Source organism: Methylomonas defluvii, assembly GCF_033949435.1.
GTDB classification, from domain to species: Bacteria; Pseudomonadota; Gammaproteobacteria; order Methylococcales; family Methylomonadaceae; genus Methylomonas; species Methylomonas defluvii.
In genome coordinates this window covers 77,426-99,806 of record NZ_JAXARY010000002.1, presented here as the reverse complement: position 1 = coordinate 99,806, position 22,381 = coordinate 77,426, and the positions used below count along the sequence as shown (strand labels likewise).

Below are 22,381 nucleotides of genomic sequence, written 5' to 3'. Positions count from 1 at the left end.
ATGCAACCGGGCGAATTTGACGCCAAAGCCTTTTTGAAGACGCTAACTCAGCGTCCCGGCATTTACAAGATGTTGGACGAGAAGGGCGAGATCATCTACATAGGCAAAGCCAAGAATCTGAAAAATCGGGTTTCCAGCTATTTCAGAACTCAAAATGCTTCGCCCAAACAGCAGGCCATGGTAGCCAAGGTTGCCGGGATAGAAGTGACCGTGACCCACACGGAGGGCGAGGCCCTGCTACTGGAAAGTCAGCTGATCAAACGCCACAAGCCGCGCTATAACATCAGTTTGCGCGACGATAAGTCCTACCCTTATGTGTTTATCTCCAGTTTCCACGATTTTCCGCAGCTAACTTTTCATCGCGGCGCCAAGAAGCGGCGGGGCAAGTATTTCGGCCCGTATCCGAGCGCCAGTGCGGTGAAGGAAACCTTGAAGTTATTGCAAAAAATTTTCCCGGTGCGGCAATGCGAAGATTCCTATTACAGTGCTCGCTCTCGACCTTGCCTGCAGCATCAGATTGAGCGCTGTACCGCGCCTTGCGTGGGCTTGGTCATCAAGGAGCAATATGCCAACGATGTCGAAAATACCATTTTGTTTTTGGAGGGGCAGGGCGGCTTACTAATTGATCGGTTGGTAGTGAAGATGGAAGCCGCGGCCGCGCAATTGGAGTTCGAGCAAGCCGCCGCCTATCGTGATCAAATCGCCCGCTTGCGCGCTGTATTGGAAAAACATTGTGTGGAAGGGGAAAAAGGCGATGTGGATATTTTGGCTTGCGCGGCTAAAAATGGCGCGGCTTGTGTGCAGGTATTTTTTATCCGGAATGGTCAGCATTTGGGCAACCGGCAGTTTTTTCCGAAAGTCGGCGATGAAAATCAGCCTGAGGAAATCTTGCAGGCTTTCATCGCCCAATATTATTTGGACAAAACCGTACCTCACGAATTGATCGTCAGTCATGCCTTGCCGGAATCGGCTTTGGTGGCCGAAGTATTGGCCGAACAGGCTAAACATGCGGTAGCGATTGCCAATAATGTGCGCGGCGAACGGATGAAGTGGTTGCAAATGGCTATCACCAATGCCGACAGTGCGCTTAACGCTAGGCTGGCTGATCGACAGGGTTTGCAAGGGCGCTTTTTCAGTTTGCAGCAGGAATTGGGCTGCGATATCACCCCCACTCGTCTGGAGTGTTTTGATATTAGTCATACCCAAGGGGAACAGACCGTGGCGTCTTGCGTGGTGTTTGACAGAGAAGGGCCGGTGAAATCCGACTATCGACGTTTTAATATCGATGGAATTAATGCCGGCGATGACTATGCGGCGATTCATCAGGCGGTTTTTAGACGCTTCAGTCGCTTGAAGAATGGCGAGCATCCGGCGCCGGACATCCTTTTAATAGACGGCGGCAAAGGCCAAGTCGCTGAGGCGGAAAAGGCTTTGGCTGAATTGGAGATAAACGATGTTATGATAGTCGGTGTTGCTAAAGGTCCTGATCGCAAAGCGGGAATGGAGAAAATCATTCTGGTCGGTAATAAGCAACCTTTGGACGTGACACCGGGCGCTTCCGCCTTGTTATTGATTCAACAGATTCGCGATGAAGCACATCGTTTCGCGATAACGGGGCACAGGCAGCGACGCGGTAAGGTTAACAAACAATCGGTACTGGAAGATATTGCCGGACTGGGGCCGAAAAGACGACAGGTTTTGCTGAAGCAGTTTGGCGGGTTACAGGGTGTATCCAGTGCGGGTGTGGATGCTTTAGCCAGTATAGATGGCATTAGCCGACAATTAGCGCAGCGAATTTACGATACTTTTCACCATCAAGATGGCCATTAGATTTACCATACCGACCTACCTAACCCTGTTGCGGATCGCCCTGATTCCCTTGTTGGCCATCGTGTTTTATTTGCCGTGGCAATATTCCAATCTGGCCTGTACCGCAATTTTTCTGGTTGCCGGTTTCACCGATTGGCTTGACGGTTATCTGGCCAGAAAAATGAATATGCAAACCGCTTTTGGTGCATTCCTGGATCCGGTGGCCGATAAATTGATGGTGGCGTTTGTTCTGGTATTGGTGGTGCAGGCTCAAGGCAATCCTTATCTCGCGGTGCCGGCGGCTATCATTATCGGTAGGGAAATTGCGATTGCGTCGCTTAGAGAATGGATGGCTGAGATTGGTCAGCGTGCCAAGGTCAAGGTTTCGCAATTGGGAAAATGGAAAACCACTGCGCAAATGACGGCAGTGAGTTTGTTGCTTTATAGGGATGATTTATTAGGCCTGCCTATCAATACCATGGGTTACTGGTTGTTATACTTGTCTGCGATTTTAACCTTATGGTCTATGGTTAATTACCTTGTCGCGGCGTTCTCCACCATCAACGAATAATAAAAGCAGTATCGATACTGCCACAACAGAGAGTAAACAGCAGGTAAAGCTGTATATAAGAGCATGGAACAAGAATTAGAATTAGAAAATAAACCGAATAAAACCATCAGTCAGGACGAAGTGTTGCAGGCTGCTTTAAAGCTGTTTGCCAAGAAGGGATATTTCAATACCTCATTAACCGATATTAAAGATGCGGCGGGTATAACAACCAGTACCGGCATTAGTCAGTATTTCAAAACCAAGCAAGCCATCGCGCAAACCTTGTACGAAAATATTCTGGATAGCCTGAGCATATCGATTGATGATATTCGCCGCCGTAATCGCAAAGCTGCCGAACAATTGCGGGAAATAGTCGATTTACTCTTCAAATTAACCGATGACGCTCCGGAAATCGTTGAGTTCTTGTTATTTGTTAAAAGCGAAGAGTTTTTGGCGGAACCTAAGCCCCTGCTGGAAACGCCCGCGTTTATTAAAATAAAACGGATTTTTCAGAATGGCGTCAAAGACGGCGAGATGAAGGCACTGGATCCCTTATTGGCCTACACTTATTTCTTCGGCATTATCAATCATACCTTGGCGATGGTGTTGAGCGGCAACTTGCCGAAAACGGCGGAAAGCTATCAGGCACAAGCTTGGCTGACGGCGTGGGGCTGTATAGTTAAAAAGTAATTCAAGTCATTAAAACTCAGAGCGGGCGGAGGAGGATTTACTAGATGTTAGATAACATTAAAATCGGTATGATTGGGCTTGGTTACGTGGGGTTGCCGCTAGCTGTCGAGTTTGGACGAAAATATCAAACCGTAGGTTTCGATATTAACCAGCATCGAATTCAGGAATTACGCGCAGGTCGCGACCATACTCTGGAGGTTAGTGAAGAAGAACTCGCCGACGCCAAGTTACTGACTTACAGCGCAGATTTACAAGATATAGCCGATTGTTCGGTTTATATAGTCACAGTCCCCACGCCAATCAACGAACATAAACAACCTGATTTGACGCCGCTGCAAAAAGCCAGCGATTTGTTGGGTAAGGTAATAAAGTCCGGCGATATCGTCATTTACGAATCCACTGTTTACCCCGGCGCAACCGAAGAGGTGTGCGTACCGATTCTGGAGAAAGTGTCGGGTTTAACGTTTAACCGGGATTTTTATGTCGGTTATAGCCCTGAGCGCATTAATCCCGGCGATAAACAACACCGTGTCACCAATATTCTGAAGGTTACTTCGGGCTCTACGCCTGAAATAGCCGAAAAAGTAGATGCTTTATATAAAAGCATCATTACTGCGGGCACGCACAAAGCCAGCAGCATCAAAGTCGCCGAGGCTGCTAAAGTCATTGAAAATACTCAGCGCGACGTCAACATCGCTTTAATCAACGAATTGGCTTTGATCTTTAACAAACTCGGAATAGATACTGAAGAAGTATTGCTGGCAGCGGGAACTAAATGGAATTTCCTGCCGTTTCGCCCAGGTTTGGTGGGTGGACACTGTATCGGTGTGGATCCCTACTACTTAACCCATAAAGCTCAAGCGATAGGCTACAACCCGGAAGTGATACTCTCTGGCCGTCGAATCAACGATGGCATGGGTGTATATGTTGTGTCGCAATTGGTAAAGTTGATGCTGAAGAAGCGTGTGCATGTCCAGGAAGCTAATGTGTTGATCATGGGCTTGACCTTTAAAGAAAACTGTCCGGACATTCGTAACACTCGGGTGGTAGACATCATTGCCGAATTGAAGACTTATGGCGTCAATGTCGAGGTCTACGACCCCTGGGTTAATGCAGCGGAAGCGAAACACGAATACGGTATAACGCCGGTCGATAAACCGGTAGCAGGAAAATACGACGCGATTATTCTGGCTGTGGCCCATGACGAGTTCAGAAAAATGGCGATTTCAGACGTCAGAGCTTTAGGTACGCCGCAAGCCATTGTGTATGACCTGAAATACTTGTTTCCTACGGATCAAACAGACGCAAGGCTTTAAGAATGAAGATTATGGTGACCGGCACGGCCGGTTTTATAGGCAATCATTTGGCGCTCAGATTGTTGGAGCGTGGTGACGAAGTTATTGGTGTCGATAATCTCAACGACTATTACGATGTTAACCTGAAATTGAGTCGCTTGGATCGGATCAAGGATTTTGCCGGCTATACCGATGTCAGGCTGGATATTGCCGATAGAGCCGGTATGGATGCACTATTCAAAAAGCACCAGCCGCAAAAAGTGGTTAATCTGGCGGCTCAGGCCGGTGTGCGCTATTCCATCGAGAATCCGCATGCCTATATCGATAGTAATATTGTCGGTTTCATCAATATCTTGGAGGGTTGCCGGCATAATCAGGTGGAGCACTTGGTATATGCCTCAAGCAGTTCGGTTTACGGTGCCAACGAATCCATGCCGTTCTCCGTGCATGACAATGTCGATCATCCCTTGAGCTTGTACGCCGCGTCAAAAAAAGCCAATGAGCTGATGGCGCACACCTACAGCAACTTGTATCAATTGCCTACCACAGGTTTGCGCTTTTTTACTGTGTATGGGCCGTGGGGTCGCCCAGACATGGCGTTGTTTTTATTTACCAAAGCGATTTTGAATGGCGAGAAAATCAATGTATTCAACTACGGTAAGCACCGCCGCGATTTCACTTATATAGACGACATCGTTGAGGGCGTGATTCGGACCATGGATCATAACGCTTCGCCGAATCCGGGCTGGAGTGGCGAAAAACCCGACCCAGGCACCAGTAGAGCGCCTTGGCGGGTTTATAACATTGGTAACCAGAATCCGGTAGAACTGATGTCTTATATCGAAACCTTGGAACGTTTTCTCGGTAAAACTGCCGAGAAAAATTTATTGCCGTTGCAGCCTGGTGATGTCCCGGATACGTTCGCCGATGTAGAGGCCTTGGTAGCGGATGTTGGTTATAAACCAAACACGACTATCGAGCAGGGGATTGAACGGTTTGTTGCTTGGTATCTTCAGTATTATCAGTGAATAATTTTTGATACCCCGATTGCGCAGTTTTAAACTGTGCAACAGCTTTGTATTTTAATTAGCAGATTCAAACAAAGGGTCACTCTCGATGTGGCTATCCAATAGCTTTTTAAGCTCCGCAAATATATCGGGATGAGACTCTATTACATCCCGATATGGATCGTTTTCTAAGTCGTATAGCTGATACACAGGTTTTGTATAAGTCGCTATATATATTAGTTTCCACTTTTCATTCTGTACGGAACGGCTTTTCGCGCGGATAACCGTGGGATAATGTTTTTCGTTGACTACCAGTGTGCCGGATTTTTTATCAGGAATATCCAGTAATTCAACAATATTGGGATATAAAATTTGTTCAGGATGTAAGCCAGGTATCTTTCCTAGCCAAATCCCTGTTTCTTGAAAAGCAAAAAGCTCCGGCGATGTCTGTGCTTTCACATAAGGAATCAAATTAACACCGTCGAGCGTTGTTGGAATAGGTATATTCAACAAATCTAACAAAGTTGGCATGACGTCAATGGAGCGGGTGGTCGGCTTAAAGTTTACGCCACCAGGCACTCCTGGGCCTTTCATCACCAATGGAATTCTGCCGCTGGGGTCGTTTCCTACCAAGGTATTGCCCTGGCCCCAGCATCCCGTTTCAAAAAAATCCGCACCATGATCGCTATATATGATGACGATGGTATTATCGGATAAATCCGACTTTTCAATATAGTCTATTATTTTCCCCACTTCATCGTCGAATTGTTTGACGCAGCTGTCATATAAATTAATAATTTGCGGGATGTCGAAAAACTCCGAGGTTTTTTCCTGTTTTTTGATAATTTCTTCCGCCGAGGCGAGTCTGGTCATAATAAACCGTGACTCACCTTTATAGTCTTTTGGGGTAAATAAGTTGTAATAGGGATACTCCGAATTGAAAGGGACGTGCGTGGCCGAAGTGAACAAATTAATAAAAAAAGGCTGCGAGTTTTTCGCCGAATGGGCAATTAATTGGCGGCATTCGCGACTTAAGCTTCGGATCAAGGGTACGCCGGCCAGATAATAGAACTCGGGTAAGAAGCGTTTTCCTAATGCGTTATTGGTGAAAAGCGATAATACGTTTCGGATTAAAGACGGCCCTTGTCTTAGTAGTAGTTTGATATTCCATTGATCTTCAGCGACCGAGATTTCCTTGAAGTTAAAACTTAATTTTGCGAAATCGGCTCCGCACCAATCGGAGATGCATGCAGTCAAGTAACCGTGTTCGTTTAATATGTCGATCAAAGACGGTTGCGGTAGTTTACAGTCTGCCAAGGATGGATAATTATCGCGAATTTTATGGTTATGCGGCCATAATCCGGTAAATAGGGACGCAATACTTGGTGCCGTTCTGGCGACAGGGGTTATGCATTTATCGAGTCGTAAGCCGTTCGCGCTTAATTTATCAATGTTGGGGGTGAGGTTTCTGTGATAGTTGCTGCCGCCTAGTCTGTCATGGCGCAATGTATCAGAACCTATCATAATCACATTGGGTTTTGTTTGAGACGATGCTTTAACGACAGCTGGTTCGTTAACTATCGTTGCGTAATAGATGTAAGCATATAAACCAGCCAAAGCTATTATATAGAGCACTAGCGGCGTATTATTTTCTTCGATAGCTAAAAATAGAGCGATTACCGATGTTACAGACAGTAATGAAATTAATGAAAACTTTATGCCACTTATTATTTTCGGAGATAATATCTTCCATATAACAAATAATCTGGAAAATCTATACTGGAAAGATAATTGAATGGTGCCAGGTGTATACAGGAGTTGGTGTAAAAAAAAGTAGGTAGTAATTAGCGTGGTTGATATTAAGCAGCAGCTTAAGCCTGTGATGAAATTAAATTCTATCAATGTAGTAAGCTTTGATAGTGAATAAGCTGCAATAGAACCGGGTAAGGATGTCAGAAAAAATATGACAAATAACCAAGCGGCTAACCTGGTTAAGGCGAAAACCACATAATACCCAAATTTTTTTTCTATTTCTTTTTGGATGCCGGGTCCGGTACGGGAATAGTTGTGTAAGGTAAGTATTATTAATGTAATAGTAAAAAGCAGTGCGGCAGCAGATGAGCAGTAGAGGGACACCAGTATTTTTTCCATCTCTATTTTATTCGATTGGATGAGTATGATTGGTGGCTAAATTATTATATTTCGATTTTTTTTGTACTGCTGTTCATTTGTGCGTGCTTTTTCCGAAAACTCTTGTAATGCGAATTTTTTAATTAACATCGATATAAATACTAAATGATAAATCAAATCCCAGTAGGATAAACCGAGGAAAGCGGTGCCAACCATATAGCAAATGATCGAGGTTCTGACCATTAGGCTGTAATGGCGTACCCATTCCATGCCTTCTACTCGTTTCGCTTGACTCGATAAACGGGTTAAGCCAAGAACGCTACCCAGTATCAGCGAAATCCATAATCCGAATGCAATAAAGCCATGCTCAGCAAGCATTTCTACGTAAGAACTGTGCCAATCCCGCATCGTGACATGTATCCAGCCATCGAATCCTGCCCCGGTAAACGGGTGGCTTAGTGCATGATTCCAGCCATCTGTCCATGCTTCGATACGTGACATGGCGGATGCGTCCTCCTCATAGGTTTCCAGAGTGTGCATGCGTCCGAACCATTCTTCAGGCAAATAGGGGATTACAAAAAATGTACCGCCGATTACCAGGGGTATCATCAAGTATTTACGTTTGCTGTTTGAGATCAGCGTAAACGTCAGAGCGATCATGGTAAGTAGTGCGCCTCGCGACCATGATGATAATGAAGCGGCATAAATGATAGGAATGGATAGCAATATTCCTTTTTTAAGCCAGCTCTTCCGTACTTCTTTTTCCCATACTAGTAGCAATGGCACTGCAATCAACATCGCAACGGCAAATAAATTGTTGTCTTCGAATTGCGTATTGGGGGGGCCGTATACGCGGTGACCAAAGCCGGTTAGGATGGCAAATATACCACCTTTAACTGCAACAAGGCCGATAGAGGCGCCTATGGTGGAAATCAAATAATAGAGTTTTTCTCTGGTATTGATGAGTACCCATGTGAAATAGAATGGCACAAATACCTTAGAGACGAACAAAAATTTTTCCCAGGCAATATCCTGTAAAGGCGATTGGGTTGTGGTAAATATAAAATAGAACCAAAGTGTTATAAAAACTGAAATTCGCCAGTCCTTAGGGATGGGCTGTTTATCTTTGGTGTTGAACGTGCTGACAACAACTACCAAAAATAACACATAGTATACCGGTAGCGAACGTACCGCTCCCCAGGCATAGGCGTGCGGATTCAAGTAGCTGAATATTGCTAATGATAGCACCCCCCACCATGGTTTTTTTAATGCGGCAACTATGCAGCATATCAGAAAAATAAGAACAACTATGTCGCGCACGGAGTTTAATTTAGTAGGTTTTAATACATTTAACTAAGCTTTTAATGGACAGCTTAATTTAATTATTTATTAATAATTTATTTTTCCAACGTGAAAAACAGCCACATATTTGTCCGAGAGAGTAGCTGACATTCATTGCCTGGCGCAGGCTATGTTTTGCGGTAAATGCCAATGCAAGCCATTGCCAAGTTTGGCGGACAATTTGCGAGATTAAGAATGGTGGTATGCCCAGGTAGGTGCGATGGTAGACCGGAAAATCATTAATCGCTCCGCGATAGCCGGCCAGAAAATGAACATCTAAAAAGTAGCGCCGCCGGAGTCGCCAAGGTTCGACGGCGTGAAGTATTGCCATGTCCGGGCGGTAACGTATTCGGCGCTTTTGCTGGAGCAGCACATTAAACATCATCACATCTTCGCCTCCTCCTATGGTTTTACCTTTGCGGTCATACCTGCGATCAAAGCGCAATGCCGGATCGTTTCGGAATATCGCCATGTCGTATGCAATGTTGCCGGCCCAAACCGGTGTGGTGCTGTCTTCTATCCAGAAAGCTTGTTTGCCGTGATCTAGCGCACCTAGAAATCCCAACAATTCGTCGTCAAGCCATTCCGGACGCTTATGGTGCGTAAAGTCTATATCGATTCGTCCGCCAACACATTCGGCGCCTTCGCTGAAGTATGCGTGTGTAACGGTTTCTAAAAGTCCGGTTAAAGGTAGTTCATCGTCGTCGATAAACACCAGAATGTCGGAATTGATTGCCTCTTGTATGGCTCTGTTGCGCGCTGCGACTATGCCTTGGTTGGGCTCGTGCACCCAGCGGAGCGTCGGGCCGGGTAGTTGCTGAAGTTGTTTCAATACCTCGCTTGTCGCGTCGCTACTGTTATTGTTGACAGCAAGAATTTCAAATGGAATCGGACAAGATTGTGCGCGCATGGCAAAGACCAGGTTCTCCAGTCTTTCCGCTCGGTTGTAGGTGCAAAAAGCGAATGTGAGCTTTTTAGAGGCTTTTTCCAGGCTCATTTTCGATATCTAAATGCAGGGAGTGGTAAAGAGTTGCCGGGCAAAGTCATGTTCTTAGGGTTTTAGGTTTTCGGCTCGGCGTAAAAGTATTGAATTCTGGTGGGGACGAATTTCTGCGCTGTTTATCGCTGTTGGTTCATAGCGACGCTAAACGCTGCATTGGTATTAGCCATCAACTCGTATGACGCAGTTTATCCCAAACACGGTTCGCATAGTAGCGAGTCATTTTTTTCCACGATACGTCGTTGTCCGCAAAGCTTAATTTGCGAGCTAGTGTACTGGCACTGTCGCCGGAGAATATGGCAATACGCCTAACTAGGTAAGGGTTTGGTTCGCTATCGAACCAGCCGGGGCGGGTGGTGCAAGCCATACTATAGCCTGTCTGTTCGGCTATGGTGATTGAATCCGAGTTGAATCTGCCAAAGGGATAGGCCAGGCTGCCGACTTGGGTTGACAATAAATCTTCGAGGACAGCTTTGGCTTTTGAAAGTTCGAATTGTTGTTGGTCGGAGCTGAGTAAGGATAGGTCTGGATGCGAGCAGGTGTGCGAGGCAATTTCCATTCCGGCTGCATGCATTTCAAGCAAGCGTTCCGCCGTTAGCATCCGTGTCTGAGTTGATGGTTTGCCTAGCCAATGGGCATGACCGCCGATGCAATCGGTAGCGATAAACCATGTGGCCTTCATCCCAAGCGCCATCAGAGGCAAAAAAGCCCCCGGATAGTTGTCTTCGTAGCCATCATCAAAAGTAATGACCACACTTTTTTCAGGTAGCGATTGGGCATTTTGCAAGTCTCTGAACAAAACCGTTGTCCAACCTTCTTGCTGTAGATACCGCAAATGCTTGGCAAACAAGTCTGCGCTTATCGAGTAATGCGACTCGGGTTGAGCGTCGGGCGTACCGTGATACATCAAAACAATAGGGCTGCGAGTTTGGGACATGGCTTTTATCAAATGGCTTATGTTTCGTTCCTTAAAAATAAGTGTATTGCAAAAAACCAAGATTTTCAGGGAAAAGTTATCTCCGGCTGTTTCTCCGGGATGCTAAGCCAGATAGCGCAGTGCGCGAAAACCCAAAAAAGCGGTGTCCATGCGAAAGTAAGATTTTTAATAACCAAGCTATTTACTCAGGATTTAAATAAGACTAAAATAGTCCTAAATGAAAAGAGAGTGTAATGTTAAGGCTGAGTAAGTTGACGGACTATGCCACGGTTATCTTGAGCTATATGGCCAGAGACAGGAGTCGCGTGCACGGTGCCCTGGAGATCGCAGAAGCGACAGGCATCGCGCAGCCTACAGTTAGCAAAATATTGAAAATATTGCTCAAGGCCGGCGTGTTGAGTTCCATGCGGGGTGCCAAGGGCGGTTATGCGTTGGCTAGAGAGCCGAGCCGAATTACCGTGGCAACCGTGATTAGTGCTTTGGAAGGGCCGATTGCGCTGACCGAGTGCACGGCTTCCCACAAAGGTTGCGATCAAGCCAGCGGTTGTCGGATACAAGGCAACTGGCATTTGATCAACCAAAAAATAGCCAACGCGCTCGAGTCGGTCACTTTAGCTGATCTGATTTTGCCGTTTAAACAGCCGGACGAAGTTTCCATTCCGGTCAACCAGTTGTTTCGCTAATTATTGAAAACGATTATGTCTACTAGCGCCCAAGAAATTGAACAGTTAATTAGCCAGGAATACAAACAAGGCTTTGTGACCGAACTGGAAGTCGATACCTTTCCGCCCGGCTTGGACGAAGACGTGATTCGCCGGCTGTCCCAGGTCAAAAACGAGCCGGAGTTCATGCTGGAATATCGCCTGAAAGCCTTTCGGCATTGGCAAACCATGCCGTCGCCAGACTGGGCGCAACTCAAGATCGATCCTATCGATTATCAAGCCATCAGCTATTACTCCGCGCCCAAATCAAAAAAAGCCGGTCCTAAAAGCCTAGACGAAGTCGACCCGGAGTTGCTGGATACTTATAAAAAACTCGGCATCCCGCTCGACGAGCAAGAGCGACTGGCTGGGATTGCAGTGGATGCAGTATTCGACAGTGTGTCGGTAGCTACTACCTTCAAAGGCAAATTGAAAGACGCCGGTGTGATTTTCTGCCCGATTTCCGAAGCCCTGCACGAACATCCGGATTTGGTGAAGCAATATCTCGGTAGCGTAGTGCCGACCGGCGACAATTTTTTCGCCGCCTTGAATTCAGCGGTATTTACCGACGGTTCCTTCGTTTATATCCCCAAAGGCGTACGTTGCCCGATGGAATTGTCCACTTACTTCAGAATCAACGCCGCCAACACCGGCCAGTTCGAACGGACCTTGATCATCGCCGACGAAGGTTCGCACGTTTCTTATCTGGAAGGCTGCACGGCACCGATGCGCGACGAAAACCAGTTGCATGCCGCAGTGGTTGAGTTGGTGGCACTGGACAATGCGCAAATCAAATACTCCACCGTGCAAAACTGGTATCCGGGTGACAAGGACGGCAAAGGCGGTATCTACAATTTCGTGACCAAGCGCGCCGAATGCCGCGGGCATAACTCCAAAGTGTCCTGGACCCAAGTGGAAACCGGCTCGGCGATTACCTGGAAGTATCCAAGCTGCGTGTTGCTGGGCGACGATTCGGTTGGCGAGTTTTACTCGGTGGCCTTGACCAACAACCTGCAACAGGCCGACACCGGTACCAAGATGATTCACATCGGTAAAAACACCCGCAGCACCATCGTATCGAAAGGGATTTCCGCTGGTCGGGCACAAAACACCTATCGCGGCTTGGTGAAAGTCGCTAAATCCGCCGAAAACGCTCGCAATCACACCCAGTGCGATTCACTATTGGTGGGTGATAAATGCGGCGCGCATACCTTTCCCTATGTCGAGGTAAAACAACCGACTGCCCAGGTCGAGCATGAAGCGACCACTTCCAAAATCAGTGAAGATCAATTGTTCTTCTGCCAGCAGCGCGGTTTGTCTGCGGAAGATGCCGTATCAATGATTGTGAATGGGTTTTGTAAGGAAGTGTTTAAGGAATTGCCGATGGAGTTTGCGGTTGAGGCGCAGGCGTTGTTGGGGATTAGTTTGGAAGGGGCGGTTGGGTAAAAAGGGTTTTTCTGGTTCCCAAGCTCCGGCTTGGGAACGCGGTCTTGAAAGCTCTAGCTTTCATTGCTGATTAAGGTGTCGCTGACGCGACGGCTGGTTTTAATGTAGGTTCGCGGACCGACAACCGACATTAAATCGGCTTCGCGGTAGCGAATCAAAATGAAAGATTTAATGCTGGGTTTCGCGTTGCTCTACCCAGCCTACCGACTATTCGGTTTACATGATTACCGGGATCCATATTTTTAAACTATTTATGACTAATTTGGATAAATCAACGAAGTCAGATTCAAGCAACATTAATACAAAATGGTTTGTAGTTTTTATTTGCTCAATAGTTTCTGTTGTAATTGGAGGCTATTTCTTTAACTTTAATGATCAACTATCCGATAGAAACGAAGTTTGGGGAACGTTTGGTGATTACGTTGGAGGGATACTTAACCCGGTAATTGCAGCATTTGCTTTTTACTTAATATCTAAGACTTATGAATTACAAAAAAGGGAGTTAGAGGCAACAAGGAGCTTGTTAGAGGTATCAACAGACGCACAAAAGCAGCAAATTAAACTGGCCGCATTAACGGTTCTTCTAAATTCGAACTTAATGCGAATAGATATGCTCAGGTCTGAAAGGCTTTTATTTTTGGAAAGAAAGATATCTGTATTACCAAGAACCTTGTTAGATCATAAACAGTCAAGCAACCAAGAAGATAATAGAAAGGATGGCGTTGAATTATTGAAAAATAGTCGCCGTCCTCAAGCTAGGCTTGAGAATATTGAAAACGAAATAAAAAGTTTAACAGATAAAAATATTGAGCTAGAAGGACAAATAGAAAGATTCTTGAAAGAAAAGATCCAATAGCTGGATAAAAACGTTACATATTTAGGGCAAGATTTTGTGCCTGCGGTATGAAAGCCAATGTTGGCAAAAATTGCCACCCTACACTGGATGGTTTTCTCCCGTATGCCGCGCCGAGCACCGGAGCTTTTGAACGGATCAGCCCGAAGGGGTGCGGCAGGGATGCCGCACGTTGACGAAGTGGCAGGAAGCCCCTTTCGGCGACCCCGTTCAAAAGCGAGGAGCGCAGGGAATAAGCGGCATCCGGGTGGCGTTTCTTTTGGTGACTTTTCTTTGGCCAAACAAAGAAAAGTTACTCGGCTGTCGGGCCGAGACCCGACCTCTAAACAACCCGTCGCGTTAGCGACACATAAACAAAGATTTAAGTGCTAGGTTTAAAAGCCTAGCCAAGCCAATGGTGACGCTGGAGCGTCGACGGCTGCGTTCCCACGCCGGAGCGTAGGAACGATAAGGTTCGGAAATATTTAAAAAACTTAGGTGACTAAACGTATGCTCAGCATCAAAAATCTCCACGTAACCATCAACGACAAACCCATACTAAAAGGCCTAACCCTGGACATAAACCCAGGCGAAGTCCACGCCATCATGGGCCCCAACGGTGCCGGTAAAAGTACCTTGTCGCACGTATTGTCCGGCAAGCCCGGTTACGAAGTCACCGAAGGTAGCGTGACCTACAACGGCAAAGATTTGCTGGAGATGGCCCCTGAAATCCGCGCCCGCGAAGGCGTGTTTCTAGCGTTTCAATACCCGGTGGAAATCCCCGGCGTCAGCAACATTTATCTGTTGAAGGCCGCGCTGAATGCGATGCGCAAGCATCACGGTCTGCCGGAAGTGGACGCAATGGATTTTCTGACTATCGTCAAAAGCAAGGTCAAGCTATTGCAGATGGACGAAAAATTCTTGTACCGCGCGGTTAACGAAGGTTTTTCCGGCGGCGAGAAGAAGCGCAATGAGATTTTGCAGGCGGCAGTGCTTGAACCGAAGCTGTGCATCCTCGACGAGACCGATTCGGGCTTGGACATCGACGCGCTGCGTATCGTCGCCGAGGGCGTTAACTCCCTACGTTCGGCCGAGCGTTCGTTTTTGATGATTACCCATTACCAACGCTTGTTGGATTACATCAAGCCCGATGTGGTTCATGTATTGGCAGATGGTAAGATCGTTAAATCCGGTGGCCCAGAACTGGCGCTGGAATTGGAAGAGCGCGGTTACAGTTGGCTGGAAGGGCAAGCGGCATGAGCGGCGCGGCGTACTTAGCAGAATATTCCGGCTTGGCGGCGAGTTTGCCGGGACTGGATTTGCCTTGGTTGCAAGGTTTCAGAAATCAGGCCTTGCAGACTTTCGCGGTCAATGGTTTTCCCGGCAATCGCGAGGAAGAGTGGCGTTATACCAATCTGTCGGCGCTGAATAAAACCGTGTTTGTACCCAGTGCCAATCAGCTGGTCGATGAAGATTGGTTGAACCAATACCGTTTGGAGGATGCCGCCAGTGTGGTGTTGGTTAATGGCCAATTTTCCGCGTCCTTGTCTCGGCTGCGAGATTTGTCAGGCCAAGTGTCTGTTTCCAGTTTTAAACAAGCCCTGCAAGACCGCCCGGCATGGCTGGAAAGCCGATTGGGTCAAGCTGTGACCAGCGCCGAACACAATTTGGTGGCCTTCAATAATGCCTGGTTTACCGACGGCGTGGTAATCGAAGTGGAGGCCAAGCAGCAGTTGGACAAGCCCTTGCAGATTCTGCACGTGGTGACCCACGCCGATGCGCTGGCGGCGACCCGTAATTTACTGGTGATCAACGAGCAAGCCGAAGCGGAAGTGATCGAAACCTATGTGGGCAGCATCGATAGTTATTTCACCGCCTCGGTAAACGAATGTCTGTTGGGCAGCAATGCGGGGTTGGTGCTGTACAAAGTGCAGCTTGAAGCGGAAAAGGCTCAGCATTTTGGTGGCACCTATGTGAAGCAGGCGCGGGATAGTCGCTTCAATCATCACAATTTTGCCTTGGGAAGTGCTTTGGCGCGCAGCGATATTCATAGTGATCTGGATACCGCAGCGGAGTGTTCATTGAACGGGCTATTTGTGGCCGGCAAGCGCCAGCATATCGATAACCACACTCGAATTAATCACCTAAAACCGCACGGCATTAGCCGGGAGTTTTATAAAGGCGTGTTGGATGACCGCGCGCGGGGGGTATTTCAAGGCCGGGTGATCGTGGCCGAAGATGCGCAGCGTACCGATTCGGAAATGAACAACCGCAACCTGCTGTTATCGGCGGATGCCGAAGTGGACACCAAGCCGCAGTTGGAGATTTATGCCGACGATGTGAAATGTTCGCACGGCGTGACGGTAGGGCAGTTGGAAGAAAAGTCGGTGTTTTATCTGCAATCGCGTGGCTTGGATGAAGAGGCGGCCCGTAACATTCTGACCTTTGCGTTTGCCAACGAGATGGTGGATAAGGTCGACAACGCCGAGTTGAAAGCCTTGCTGTTGGAGCAACTGTTGGTGCGGTTTCCGGCGATCAGCTTATAAGATAGCCGCGACCGAAACCTGAAGCGCCGGTAACGCCACGAGATTGAAACTATCGGCTTTTGTCAGTAGCGATTTATCCAAATAGTCACCGTCTTGCGGTTGCCGATACACTTCCAGGCACTCGTCGACCAGATTGACGATCCAGTATTCGGTAATGCCGTGGGTGGCATACAGGCGCAGTTTTTGGGTGCGGTCGAAGCGTAAGGTACTGTCGGAGACTTCAACCAGTAGCAAGACGTCGGCAGCGCTAGGGTGGCGGGTTGTGTAGTCGTCGGTATCCGGCTTTACCAAAACTAAATCAGGTTCGGGTTCGGATAGATCGCCAAGTTGGATGGGGTTTTGAGACCGAATCGAAACGGTGTCATCCAACAAACGGAAGAAGTAACGAGTTAACCGGGTAACATGTCCTGCATGATTAAATCCTATCGGCGCCATGTGTAAGATTTCTCCTTCGATGAGTTCCATACGAGCTTCCGGCGGGAAAATCCCGGCTTCCCCCATGCGGTGCCACTCGGCGATGTCAGTAAGGTGTTTTTGCGGAAAGACGGCGACCATAGTTTTATCCCATTAGCGAATCGACTTACTCGATTCTAGTGTTTAGTACAGACGAAATCAATTAAACCAAACAGTTAGCGATGAGCATATTTCCAATTGAACAAATCCGTGCCGATTTTCCCATCCTCGGCGAAACCATCCGTAACAAACCCTTGGTATACCTGGATAACGCTGCCAGTTGCCATAAACCGCAAGCGGTCATCGACAGCATCCTACACACCTATAGTCATGAATACGCCAACATCCATCGCGGTGTGCACACCTTAAGCGTCCGCGCCACGGATAAGTTTGAAGGGGCTCGGGAAAAGGTCAGGGCGTTTATCAATGCCGCCAGCGTTAAGGAAATCATCTTCGTACGTGGGGCCACCGAGGCGATTAACCTGGTCGCGCAAAGCTACGGTAAATCGCAACTCAAAGCCGGCGATGAAATCGTCATCAGCGCGATGGAACATCACGCCAACATCGTGCCTTGGCAAATGCTTTGCCAGCAGATCGGTGCGGTGCTGAAGGTCGCGCCGATGAATCAACAAGGCGAATTGCTGTTCGACGAATTCGAAAAACTGTTGAACGCCAATACCAAACTGGTAGCGATCACTCAAATGTCCAATGCGCTGGGTACGATCAATCCGGTAGAGCAGATTATCGCCGCAGCCCATGCCAAGCAGATTCCGGTATTGTTGGATGGTGCTCAGGCGATTCCGCATATGGCGGTGGATGTGCAAGCCTTGGATTGCGATTTTTACGTGTTTTCCGGGCACAAGCTTTACGGACCGTCCGGCACCGGTGTGCTTTACGGTAAGCAAGCGCTGTTGGAAGCGATGCCTCCGTATCAAGGCGGTGGTGACATGATTCGGCAGGTCACTTTCGAAAAAACCGAATACGCCGGTCTGCCGCATAAATTTGAAGCCGGCACGCCGGCCATCGCCGAAATTATCGGTTTGGGTGCGGCAATCGATTACGTCAGCGGTATTGGCATGGACAACATCGCCGCCTACGAAGCCGAGTTGCTGGATTACGCCACGCAGCAAGCCGAGCAGATCAAGGGCCTGAACATCATCGGCCAGGCGGCGCACAAAGGTGGCATCTTGTCGTTTACCCTGGATCGGATTCATCCGCACGACATCGGCACCATGCTGGATAGTTTGGGCATCGCCATCCGCGCCGGTCACCATTGCGCGATGCCGGTGATGGATTTTTACGGCGTTCCGGCCACGGCGCGGGCCTCGTTTGCCATGTACAATACCCGCCAAGAAATCGATGTGTTGATGCAAGGCATCCAATCCCTAATAGAGGTGTTCGGCTAATGTTTGAAGATTTACGCGATCTATACCAAGAGGTCATATTCGACCACAACCGCAATCCGCGCAATTTCCGGGTGATGGCTGATGCCAATCGCCAAGTGGAAGGTTTCAATCCCTTGTGCGGCGATAGGCTGACGCTGTTTTTGAAAATCGACGATCACGTGATTAGCGACGCCAGTTTTCAAGGTTCCGGTTGTGCGATTTCCACGGCGTCCGTATCGTTGATGACCGAAATCGTCAAAGGTAAAACCGAAGCCGAGGCCGATGCCTTGTTCAAACAATTTCATGAAATGACCACCGGCAAAACCGAGGAAATCAATCTGGAGGCCATCGGTAAACTGGCGGTATTGGCCGGCGTGCGCGAATATCCTGCCAGGGTGAAATGCGCGACTTTGGCTTGGCATACCTTGGATGCTGCTTTGAAAAACGAAGCGCAGTCGATCTCCACCGAATAAGTTATCGCGCGTGAGGAGTTTGTCCGAGCAGGGGGCGGTGGTTTATGCCGATGACTCGGTGTTGTCCGCCAGTCAGGCTCTCGCCGAACGCTTGGGCTGGCCTTTGCTGGCCTTGCAAAGTTTACCCGCTGAATTGCCGCAAACGTTCTTTCTTTGTTATCGGGATGCTTGTCTGAAGTTGCTGGATAAACAAACCCTGAAAAAGGGTGGTTTGGCGGTGGATGTCGATCCGCGTCCCGGCGAGCAGCATTCCTACCCAGCTCCCAAAAAAGACTTGTTGGCGCAGGCCATCGGCAAGAAAACCAAAACCGTCGTCGATGGCACCACAGGCTGGGCCCAAGATAGCTTGGCGCTATTTCGCATGGGTTATCAACTGACCTGCATCGAGCGCTCGCCGGTGATGGCCGAGCTGATTGCCGATGGTTTTCAGCGTCTGGCGCGGAAGGATTGGGTGCTAAACCGGCAGTTGCAAACGCCCGAGTTAATGGTTGGAAATGCCATCGAATTACTGGCGGGTTTATCGGAAACACCGGATTGCATTTATCTGGACCCGATGTTTCCAGCCAAGCGCAAGCAAACCGCGGCAACCCGGAAATCGATGGCCATACTGCGCGATATATTGGGGGACGACCTGGATAGGGCGGAATTGTTCGCGACGGCTTGGCAAGCTACCGGCAAGCGGGTGGTAGTGAAAAGCCCCGACTATGCGGAGCCGCTGGGCGGCAAGCCTAGCGAAACTTATCAGGGTAAATTGCTTAGATACGATGTTTATCTGAAATGACTTTGCAGACGAAACTTAAACCCAAACGAGGCAAGCATGAGTGATTGGATAGATGTGGTGGCCGAATCGGCACTGGCAAACGGGGAGCATGTGCTGGTGGATGTCGATGGTACCGATGTGGCGGTTTTTAAAATCGATGGACAGTGTTATGCGATCGAAGACGTGTGCAGCCATGACGGCGCTGAAATCGCCAGTGGCGAGCTTGACGGCGACGAAATTGTTTGCCCGCGCCACGGCGCCCGGTTTTGCGTGAAAACCGGCGCGGTAAAATGTGCGCCGGCTTACGAAGATGTGGCTACTTTTGCGGTACGGATAGTTGACGGCCGGATACAAGTCGAGAATCCTAACTAAACCGGCGCCAGGCAAAAGATAAACGGCGAAAAAAGCCAGTCGGCGTTAGAATTCCCGATCTTTCGCGATTCAACCGTAACAACTCCCGCATCATCATGGAACACTTCATCTGGAATATAGACCCTATTCTCGTCGACTTCGGCTTCTTGAAAATCCGTTGGTACGGCTTGATGTTCGCATCCGGCTTTGTCGGCAGTTTTTTAACCATGCAATGGATTTACCAGCGTGAAGGTAAGAACATCGAAGAGCTGGATACCTTGCTTTGGTACATGGTGATTGCCACCATCGTCGGTGCGCGCCTGGGTCATACCATGCTCTACGATCCTGCTTATTATTTGTCTCACCCTTTGAAAATCCTGGCAGTCTGGGAAGGTGGGTTGGCCAGTCACGGCGCGACGCTGGGTATCATTCTGGCTTTATATTTATACCGGCGCAAATACGGTGATAGTTATTTCTGGTTGTTGGATCGCGTCAGTATCCCGACTGCGTTGGCCGGTGCGCTGATTCGCATCGGTAATTTTTTCAACTCCGAGATTTTAGGGATTCCGTCAGAACAACCCTGGGCCGTGGTGTTTGCGCGGATCGATCCGCTGCCGCGTCATCCGGTACAGCTATACGAAGCAGTGTGTTATCTGCTGATTTATGGGATTTCGTTGGCGATTTATAAAAAACACGCAGATAAGCCCGGTTTTGTGTTTGGCTGTTTCATCAGCATGCTGTTCAGCGTGCGGTTTGTTCTGGAATACTTTAAAACCGAGCAAGCCATGTACGACACCGGGGTGATGTTCACCACCGGCCAGCTACTCAGTATGCCGTTCGTGCTGGCCGGCATTGGCTGCATCGTTTGGTCTATGAAAAACCATCAGCCCAAGCCTGTCGCTTAATCGTTTATAATCCCCGACTTTCAATCGCCGGGGCTGCCCGGCGTATGCTGCCCCGTTGGGGTATCTGTTTCGGTTTTGAGAGTTCATGCAAGAAATTAATCCCATTAAATACAAAATAGCCGACCTGCGTGAGCGTAGCGCCGGTCTGAAAAGCTATCTGGATTTCGATACAAAAAGTGAGCGTTTGGTGGAAGTGCTGCGCGAGCTGGAAGATCCGGCGATCTGGAATAAGCCGGAACAAGCGCAAGCCATGGGTAAGGAGAGGGCAATGTTGGAAGGCATTGTCAATACTATCCTGGAACTGGAACAAGGCCTGTCCGACGCTGAAGAATTGCTGTTGATGGCGGTGGAAGAAAACGACGAAGATACCGTCGATACCGTGGCCGCCGATCTCGAAGAGTACGAAAAGAAAGTCGCGGCGTTGGAATTTCAACGCATGTTTGCCGGGGAAATGGACCCAAACAATGCGTTTTTGGATATTCAGGCCGGTTCCGGTGGTACCGAGGCCCAGGATTGGGCATCCATGATCGAACGGATGTATTTACGCTGGGGCGAGGCCAAGGGCTTTAAAACCGAGCTCATTGAAGAATCGCCTGGCGACGTGGCCGGCATCAAGAGCGCGACTATCAAGTTCGAAGGGCCGTATGCCTTTGGCTGGCTGCGCACCGAAACCGGCGTACATCGTTTGGTGAGAAAATCGCCGTTCGATTCCGGCAACCGCCGCCACACGTCGTTTGCCTCGGTATTTGTCTCACCTGAAATCGACGATGACGTCGAAATTGATATTAATCCCGCCGATTTGCGTATTGACGTGTACCGGGCCAGCGGTGCCGGTGGCCAGCACGTCAACCGGACCGAATCGGCGGTGCGGATTACCCATGGCCCCAGCGGTATCGTCACCCAATGCCAAAGCGATCGCTCGCAGCACAAAAATAAAGACACTGCGATGAAGCAGCTAAAAGCCAAACTGTACGAGATGGAAATGCTGAAACGTAGCGAAGGCTTGCAGGCGATTGAAGATTCCAAGTCCGACATCGGCTGGGGCAGCCAGATTCGCTCCTACGTATTGGATCAATCCCGCATCAAGGACCTACGTACCAATGTCGAAACCGGCAATACCCAGGCGGTTTTGGATGGCTCGCTGGATCAGTTTATTGAGGCTAGTTTGAAGAGCGGGTTGTAAGTTTGATAATCATTAATTACGTCGTCGCCAAAGCATGAGTGGTGTGTTTGAATGACACAAAATAACAACGAATTTTCATCTTTATCTGATCATGAACTCGTGGATGCGTATGGGCATTCTGGAGACCCTTGGGTTCATGAAATGATTAGAGCAGAAGAACGTCGGCGCATGGCCGAGCGTGCTTTAGCTCAAGCGACAATATCCAACAAAATCGCAATCGCTTCTTTGGTGATAGCATTTGCAAGCCTAATTGTTGCGATTCTAGCATTACTTAAAACTGATTGACGCACACTGGGCATCATAGGGAAACGCTCCCGCTTTACTTCAAGCTCTGAATTTACTGTCGGAGGGACTATGAAAGGTTTTTCACGGATTACGTTTGACGCTACGGTGATGGGCGGAAAACCCTGTCTGCGAGGACTAAGGGTGACAGCGGGAATGCTTGTTGGTTTGGTGGCCAGTGGCTATTCGACCGAACAGATACTGGAGTTGTACCCTTATTTGGAAGCCGATGATGTTACGGAAGCCCTTCGTTTCGCCGCGTGGAGAGCCGAGGAGATTGAGTTACCATTGAATGCCGCGTGAAA

The 22,381-nt window shown here is 48.5% G+C and carries 23 protein-coding genes; 18 read left to right on the top strand and 5 right to left on the bottom strand.

The annotated features are described in order from the left end of the window. From uvrC to QLH52_RS03525, 5 genes are all read left to right on the top strand, one after another. Complete coding sequence (gene uvrC / locus QLH52_RS03545) at window positions 1–1,830, top strand: excinuclease ABC subunit UvrC (RefSeq protein WP_319960549.1); 1,830 nt, start codon at window positions 1–3, stop codon at window positions 1,828–1,830. Continuing rightward, a complete protein-coding gene (gene pgsA, locus QLH52_RS03540; RefSeq protein ID WP_033157381.1) occupies window positions 1,820–2,380 on the top strand; it encodes a CDP-diacylglycerol--glycerol-3-phosphate 3-phosphatidyltransferase in 561 nt (186 codons plus the stop codon). The genes uvrC and pgsA overlap by 11 nt, the downstream gene beginning before the upstream one ends. Window positions 2,381–2,443: 63 nt before the next feature. Beyond that, on the top strand, window positions 2,444–3,049 hold the full coding sequence (locus QLH52_RS03535) for a TetR/AcrR family transcriptional regulator (protein ID WP_101051582.1): 606 nt from the start codon (window positions 2,444–2,446) through the stop codon (window positions 3,047–3,049). A gap of 44 nt (window positions 3,050–3,093) precedes the next feature. After that, window positions 3,094–4,365, top strand: a complete 1,272-nt coding sequence (gene tviB / locus QLH52_RS03530) for a Vi polysaccharide biosynthesis UDP-N-acetylglucosamine C-6 dehydrogenase TviB (RefSeq protein ID WP_319960548.1) — start codon at window positions 3,094–3,096, stop codon at window positions 4,363–4,365. A gap of 2 nt (window positions 4,366–4,367) precedes the next feature. Beyond that, complete coding sequence (locus QLH52_RS03525; protein ID WP_319960547.1) at window positions 4,368–5,372, top strand: NAD-dependent epimerase; 1,005 nt, start codon at window positions 4,368–4,370, stop codon at window positions 5,370–5,372. Between the two features lie 54 nt (window positions 5,373–5,426). On the opposite strand, the gene QLH52_RS03520 is transcribed toward QLH52_RS03525, so the two are convergent. From QLH52_RS03520 to QLH52_RS03505, 4 genes are all read right to left on the bottom strand, one after another. After that, entirely contained in the window at window positions 5,427–7,502 is a 2,076-nt protein-coding gene (locus QLH52_RS03520; protein WP_084153330.1) for a sulfatase family protein, read from the bottom strand. 36 nt (window positions 7,503–7,538) lie between these two features. After that, complete coding sequence (locus tag QLH52_RS03515) at window positions 7,539–8,801, bottom strand: putative O-glycosylation ligase, exosortase A system-associated (protein ID WP_051670096.1); 1,263 nt, start codon at window positions 8,799–8,801, stop codon at window positions 7,539–7,541. A gap of 58 nt (window positions 8,802–8,859) precedes the next feature. Further along, window positions 8,860–9,819, bottom strand: coding sequence for a glycosyltransferase (locus QLH52_RS03510; protein WP_319960546.1), 960 nt, complete (start codon window positions 9,817–9,819; stop codon window positions 8,860–8,862). A 172-nt stretch (window positions 9,820–9,991) separates the two neighbouring features. Then, window positions 9,992–10,672 carry a polysaccharide deacetylase family protein gene (locus QLH52_RS03505; RefSeq protein ID WP_319960545.1) on the bottom strand — a complete coding sequence of 227 codons (681 nt, stop codon included), beginning with the start codon at window positions 10,670–10,672 and terminating at the stop codon, window positions 9,992–9,994. A 320-nt stretch (window positions 10,673–10,992) separates the two neighbouring features. Here QLH52_RS03505 and QLH52_RS03500 point away from each other — a divergent pair, with 320 nt between their 5' ends. The 5 genes from QLH52_RS03500 (at window position 10,993) to sufD (ending at window position 16,284) form a co-directional block, all read left to right on the top strand. Further along, a complete protein-coding gene (locus QLH52_RS03500) occupies window positions 10,993–11,442 on the top strand; it encodes an SUF system Fe-S cluster assembly regulator (protein WP_319960544.1) in 450 nt (149 codons plus the stop codon). A gap of 15 nt (window positions 11,443–11,457) precedes the next feature. Next, on the top strand, window positions 11,458–12,906 hold the full coding sequence (gene sufB / locus QLH52_RS03495) for a Fe-S cluster assembly protein SufB (protein ID WP_319960543.1): 1,449 nt from the start codon (window positions 11,458–11,460) through the stop codon (window positions 12,904–12,906). 253 nt (window positions 12,907–13,159) lie between these two features. After that, window positions 13,160–13,762 carry a hypothetical protein gene (locus tag QLH52_RS03490; protein WP_319960542.1) on the top strand — a complete coding sequence of 201 codons (603 nt, stop codon included), beginning with the start codon at window positions 13,160–13,162 and terminating at the stop codon, window positions 13,760–13,762. Between the two features lie 486 nt (window positions 13,763–14,248). Next, on the top strand, window positions 14,249–14,998 hold the full coding sequence (gene sufC / locus QLH52_RS03485; protein ID WP_033157389.1) for a Fe-S cluster assembly ATPase SufC: 750 nt from the start codon (window positions 14,249–14,251) through the stop codon (window positions 14,996–14,998). Further along, window positions 14,995–16,284 carry a Fe-S cluster assembly protein SufD gene (gene sufD, locus QLH52_RS03480; RefSeq protein ID WP_171694735.1) on the top strand — a complete coding sequence of 430 codons (1,290 nt, stop codon included), beginning with the start codon at window positions 14,995–14,997 and terminating at the stop codon, window positions 16,282–16,284. Before sufC ends, sufD begins: the two co-directional genes overlap by 4 nt. Here sufD and QLH52_RS03475 read toward each other — a convergent pair. After that, window positions 16,279–16,839 (bottom strand): Uma2 family endonuclease, encoded by a 561-nt coding sequence (locus tag QLH52_RS03475; RefSeq protein ID WP_171694736.1) that lies wholly within the window; start codon window positions 16,837–16,839, stop codon window positions 16,279–16,281. The genes sufD and QLH52_RS03475 overlap by 6 nt on opposite strands. Before the next feature lie 80 nt (window positions 16,840–16,919). On the opposite strand from QLH52_RS03475, the gene QLH52_RS03470 reads away from it, so the two are divergent. The 8 genes from QLH52_RS03470 (at window position 16,920) to QLH52_RS03435 (ending at window position 22,379) form a co-directional block, all read left to right on the top strand. Beyond that, window positions 16,920–18,143 (top strand): cysteine desulfurase, encoded by a 1,224-nt coding sequence (locus tag QLH52_RS03470; RefSeq protein WP_171694737.1) that lies wholly within the window; start codon window positions 16,920–16,922, stop codon window positions 18,141–18,143. Beyond that, on the top strand, window positions 18,143–18,595 hold the full coding sequence (gene sufU / locus QLH52_RS03465) for a Fe-S cluster assembly sulfur transfer protein SufU (protein ID WP_033157393.1): 453 nt from the start codon (window positions 18,143–18,145) through the stop codon (window positions 18,593–18,595). The genes QLH52_RS03470 and sufU overlap by 1 nt, the downstream gene beginning before the upstream one ends. Before the next feature lie 10 nt (window positions 18,596–18,605). Continuing rightward, window positions 18,606–19,376, top strand: coding sequence for a class I SAM-dependent methyltransferase (locus QLH52_RS03460; protein ID WP_425256966.1), 771 nt, complete (start codon window positions 18,606–18,608; stop codon window positions 19,374–19,376). Between the two features lie 36 nt (window positions 19,377–19,412). Beyond that, a complete protein-coding gene (locus QLH52_RS03455) occupies window positions 19,413–19,727 on the top strand; it encodes a non-heme iron oxygenase ferredoxin subunit (protein WP_171694738.1) in 315 nt (104 codons plus the stop codon). 95 nt (window positions 19,728–19,822) lie between these two features. Continuing rightward, window positions 19,823–20,611, top strand: coding sequence for a prolipoprotein diacylglyceryl transferase (lgt, locus tag QLH52_RS03450; protein WP_319960541.1), 789 nt, complete (start codon window positions 19,823–19,825; stop codon window positions 20,609–20,611). Window positions 20,612–20,696: 85 nt separating this feature from the next. Next, on the top strand, window positions 20,697–21,794 hold the full coding sequence (gene prfB, locus QLH52_RS03445; protein WP_171694740.1) for a peptide chain release factor 2: 1,098 nt from the start codon (window positions 20,697–20,699) through the stop codon (window positions 21,792–21,794). Between the two features lie 51 nt (window positions 21,795–21,845). Further along, window positions 21,846–22,079, top strand: a complete 234-nt coding sequence (locus QLH52_RS03440; RefSeq protein WP_129871371.1) for a hypothetical protein — start codon at window positions 21,846–21,848, stop codon at window positions 22,077–22,079. 69 nt (window positions 22,080–22,148) lie between these two features. Next, window positions 22,149–22,379, top strand: coding sequence for a DUF433 domain-containing protein (locus QLH52_RS03435; RefSeq protein WP_033157397.1), 231 nt, complete (start codon window positions 22,149–22,151; stop codon window positions 22,377–22,379). The last annotated feature ends 2 nt before the right edge of the window (window positions 22,380–22,381 follow it).

Excerpts from the sequence above, each read along its gene's own strand:
- uvrC (WP_319960549.1), top strand. The coding sequence starts at position 1 with ATGCAACCGGGCGAATTTGACGCCAAAGCCTTTTTGAAGACGCTAACT.
- pgsA (WP_033157381.1), top strand. The coding sequence starts at position 1,820 with ATGGCCATTAGATTTACCATACCGACCTACCTAACCCTGTTGCGGATC.
- QLH52_RS03535 (WP_101051582.1), top strand. The coding sequence starts at position 2,444 with ATGGAACAAGAATTAGAATTAGAAAATAAACCGAATAAAACCATCAGT.
- tviB (WP_319960548.1), top strand. The coding sequence starts at position 3,094 with ATGTTAGATAACATTAAAATCGGTATGATTGGGCTTGGTTACGTGGGG.
- QLH52_RS03525 (WP_319960547.1), top strand. The coding sequence starts at position 4,368 with ATGAAGATTATGGTGACCGGCACGGCCGGTTTTATAGGCAATCATTTG.
- QLH52_RS03520 (WP_084153330.1), bottom strand. The coding sequence starts at position 7,502 with ATGGAAAAAATACTGGTGTCCCTCTACTGCTCATCTGCTGCCGCACTG.
- QLH52_RS03510 (WP_319960546.1), bottom strand. The coding sequence starts at position 9,819 with ATGAGCCTGGAAAAAGCCTCTAAAAAGCTCACATTCGCTTTTTGCACC.
- QLH52_RS03500 (WP_319960544.1), top strand. The coding sequence starts at position 10,993 with ATGTTAAGGCTGAGTAAGTTGACGGACTATGCCACGGTTATCTTGAGC.
- sufB (WP_319960543.1), top strand. The coding sequence starts at position 11,458 with ATGTCTACTAGCGCCCAAGAAATTGAACAGTTAATTAGCCAGGAATAC.
- QLH52_RS03490 (WP_319960542.1), top strand. The coding sequence starts at position 13,160 with ATGACTAATTTGGATAAATCAACGAAGTCAGATTCAAGCAACATTAAT.
- sufC (WP_033157389.1), top strand. The coding sequence starts at position 14,249 with ATGCTCAGCATCAAAAATCTCCACGTAACCATCAACGACAAACCCATA.
- sufD (WP_171694735.1), top strand. The coding sequence starts at position 14,995 with ATGAGCGGCGCGGCGTACTTAGCAGAATATTCCGGCTTGGCGGCGAGT.
- QLH52_RS03475 (WP_171694736.1), bottom strand. The coding sequence starts at position 16,839 with ATGGTCGCCGTCTTTCCGCAAAAACACCTTACTGACATCGCCGAGTGG.
- QLH52_RS03470 (WP_171694737.1), top strand. The coding sequence starts at position 16,920 with ATGAGCATATTTCCAATTGAACAAATCCGTGCCGATTTTCCCATCCTC.
- sufU (WP_033157393.1), top strand. The coding sequence starts at position 18,143 with ATGTTTGAAGATTTACGCGATCTATACCAAGAGGTCATATTCGACCAC.
- QLH52_RS03455 (WP_171694738.1), top strand. The coding sequence starts at position 19,413 with ATGAGTGATTGGATAGATGTGGTGGCCGAATCGGCACTGGCAAACGGG.
- lgt (WP_319960541.1), top strand. The coding sequence starts at position 19,823 with ATGGAACACTTCATCTGGAATATAGACCCTATTCTCGTCGACTTCGGC.
- prfB (WP_171694740.1), top strand. The coding sequence starts at position 20,697 with ATGCAAGAAATTAATCCCATTAAATACAAAATAGCCGACCTGCGTGAG.
- QLH52_RS03440 (WP_129871371.1), top strand. The coding sequence starts at position 21,846 with ATGACACAAAATAACAACGAATTTTCATCTTTATCTGATCATGAACTC.
- QLH52_RS03435 (WP_033157397.1), top strand. The coding sequence starts at position 22,149 with ATGAAAGGTTTTTCACGGATTACGTTTGACGCTACGGTGATGGGCGGA.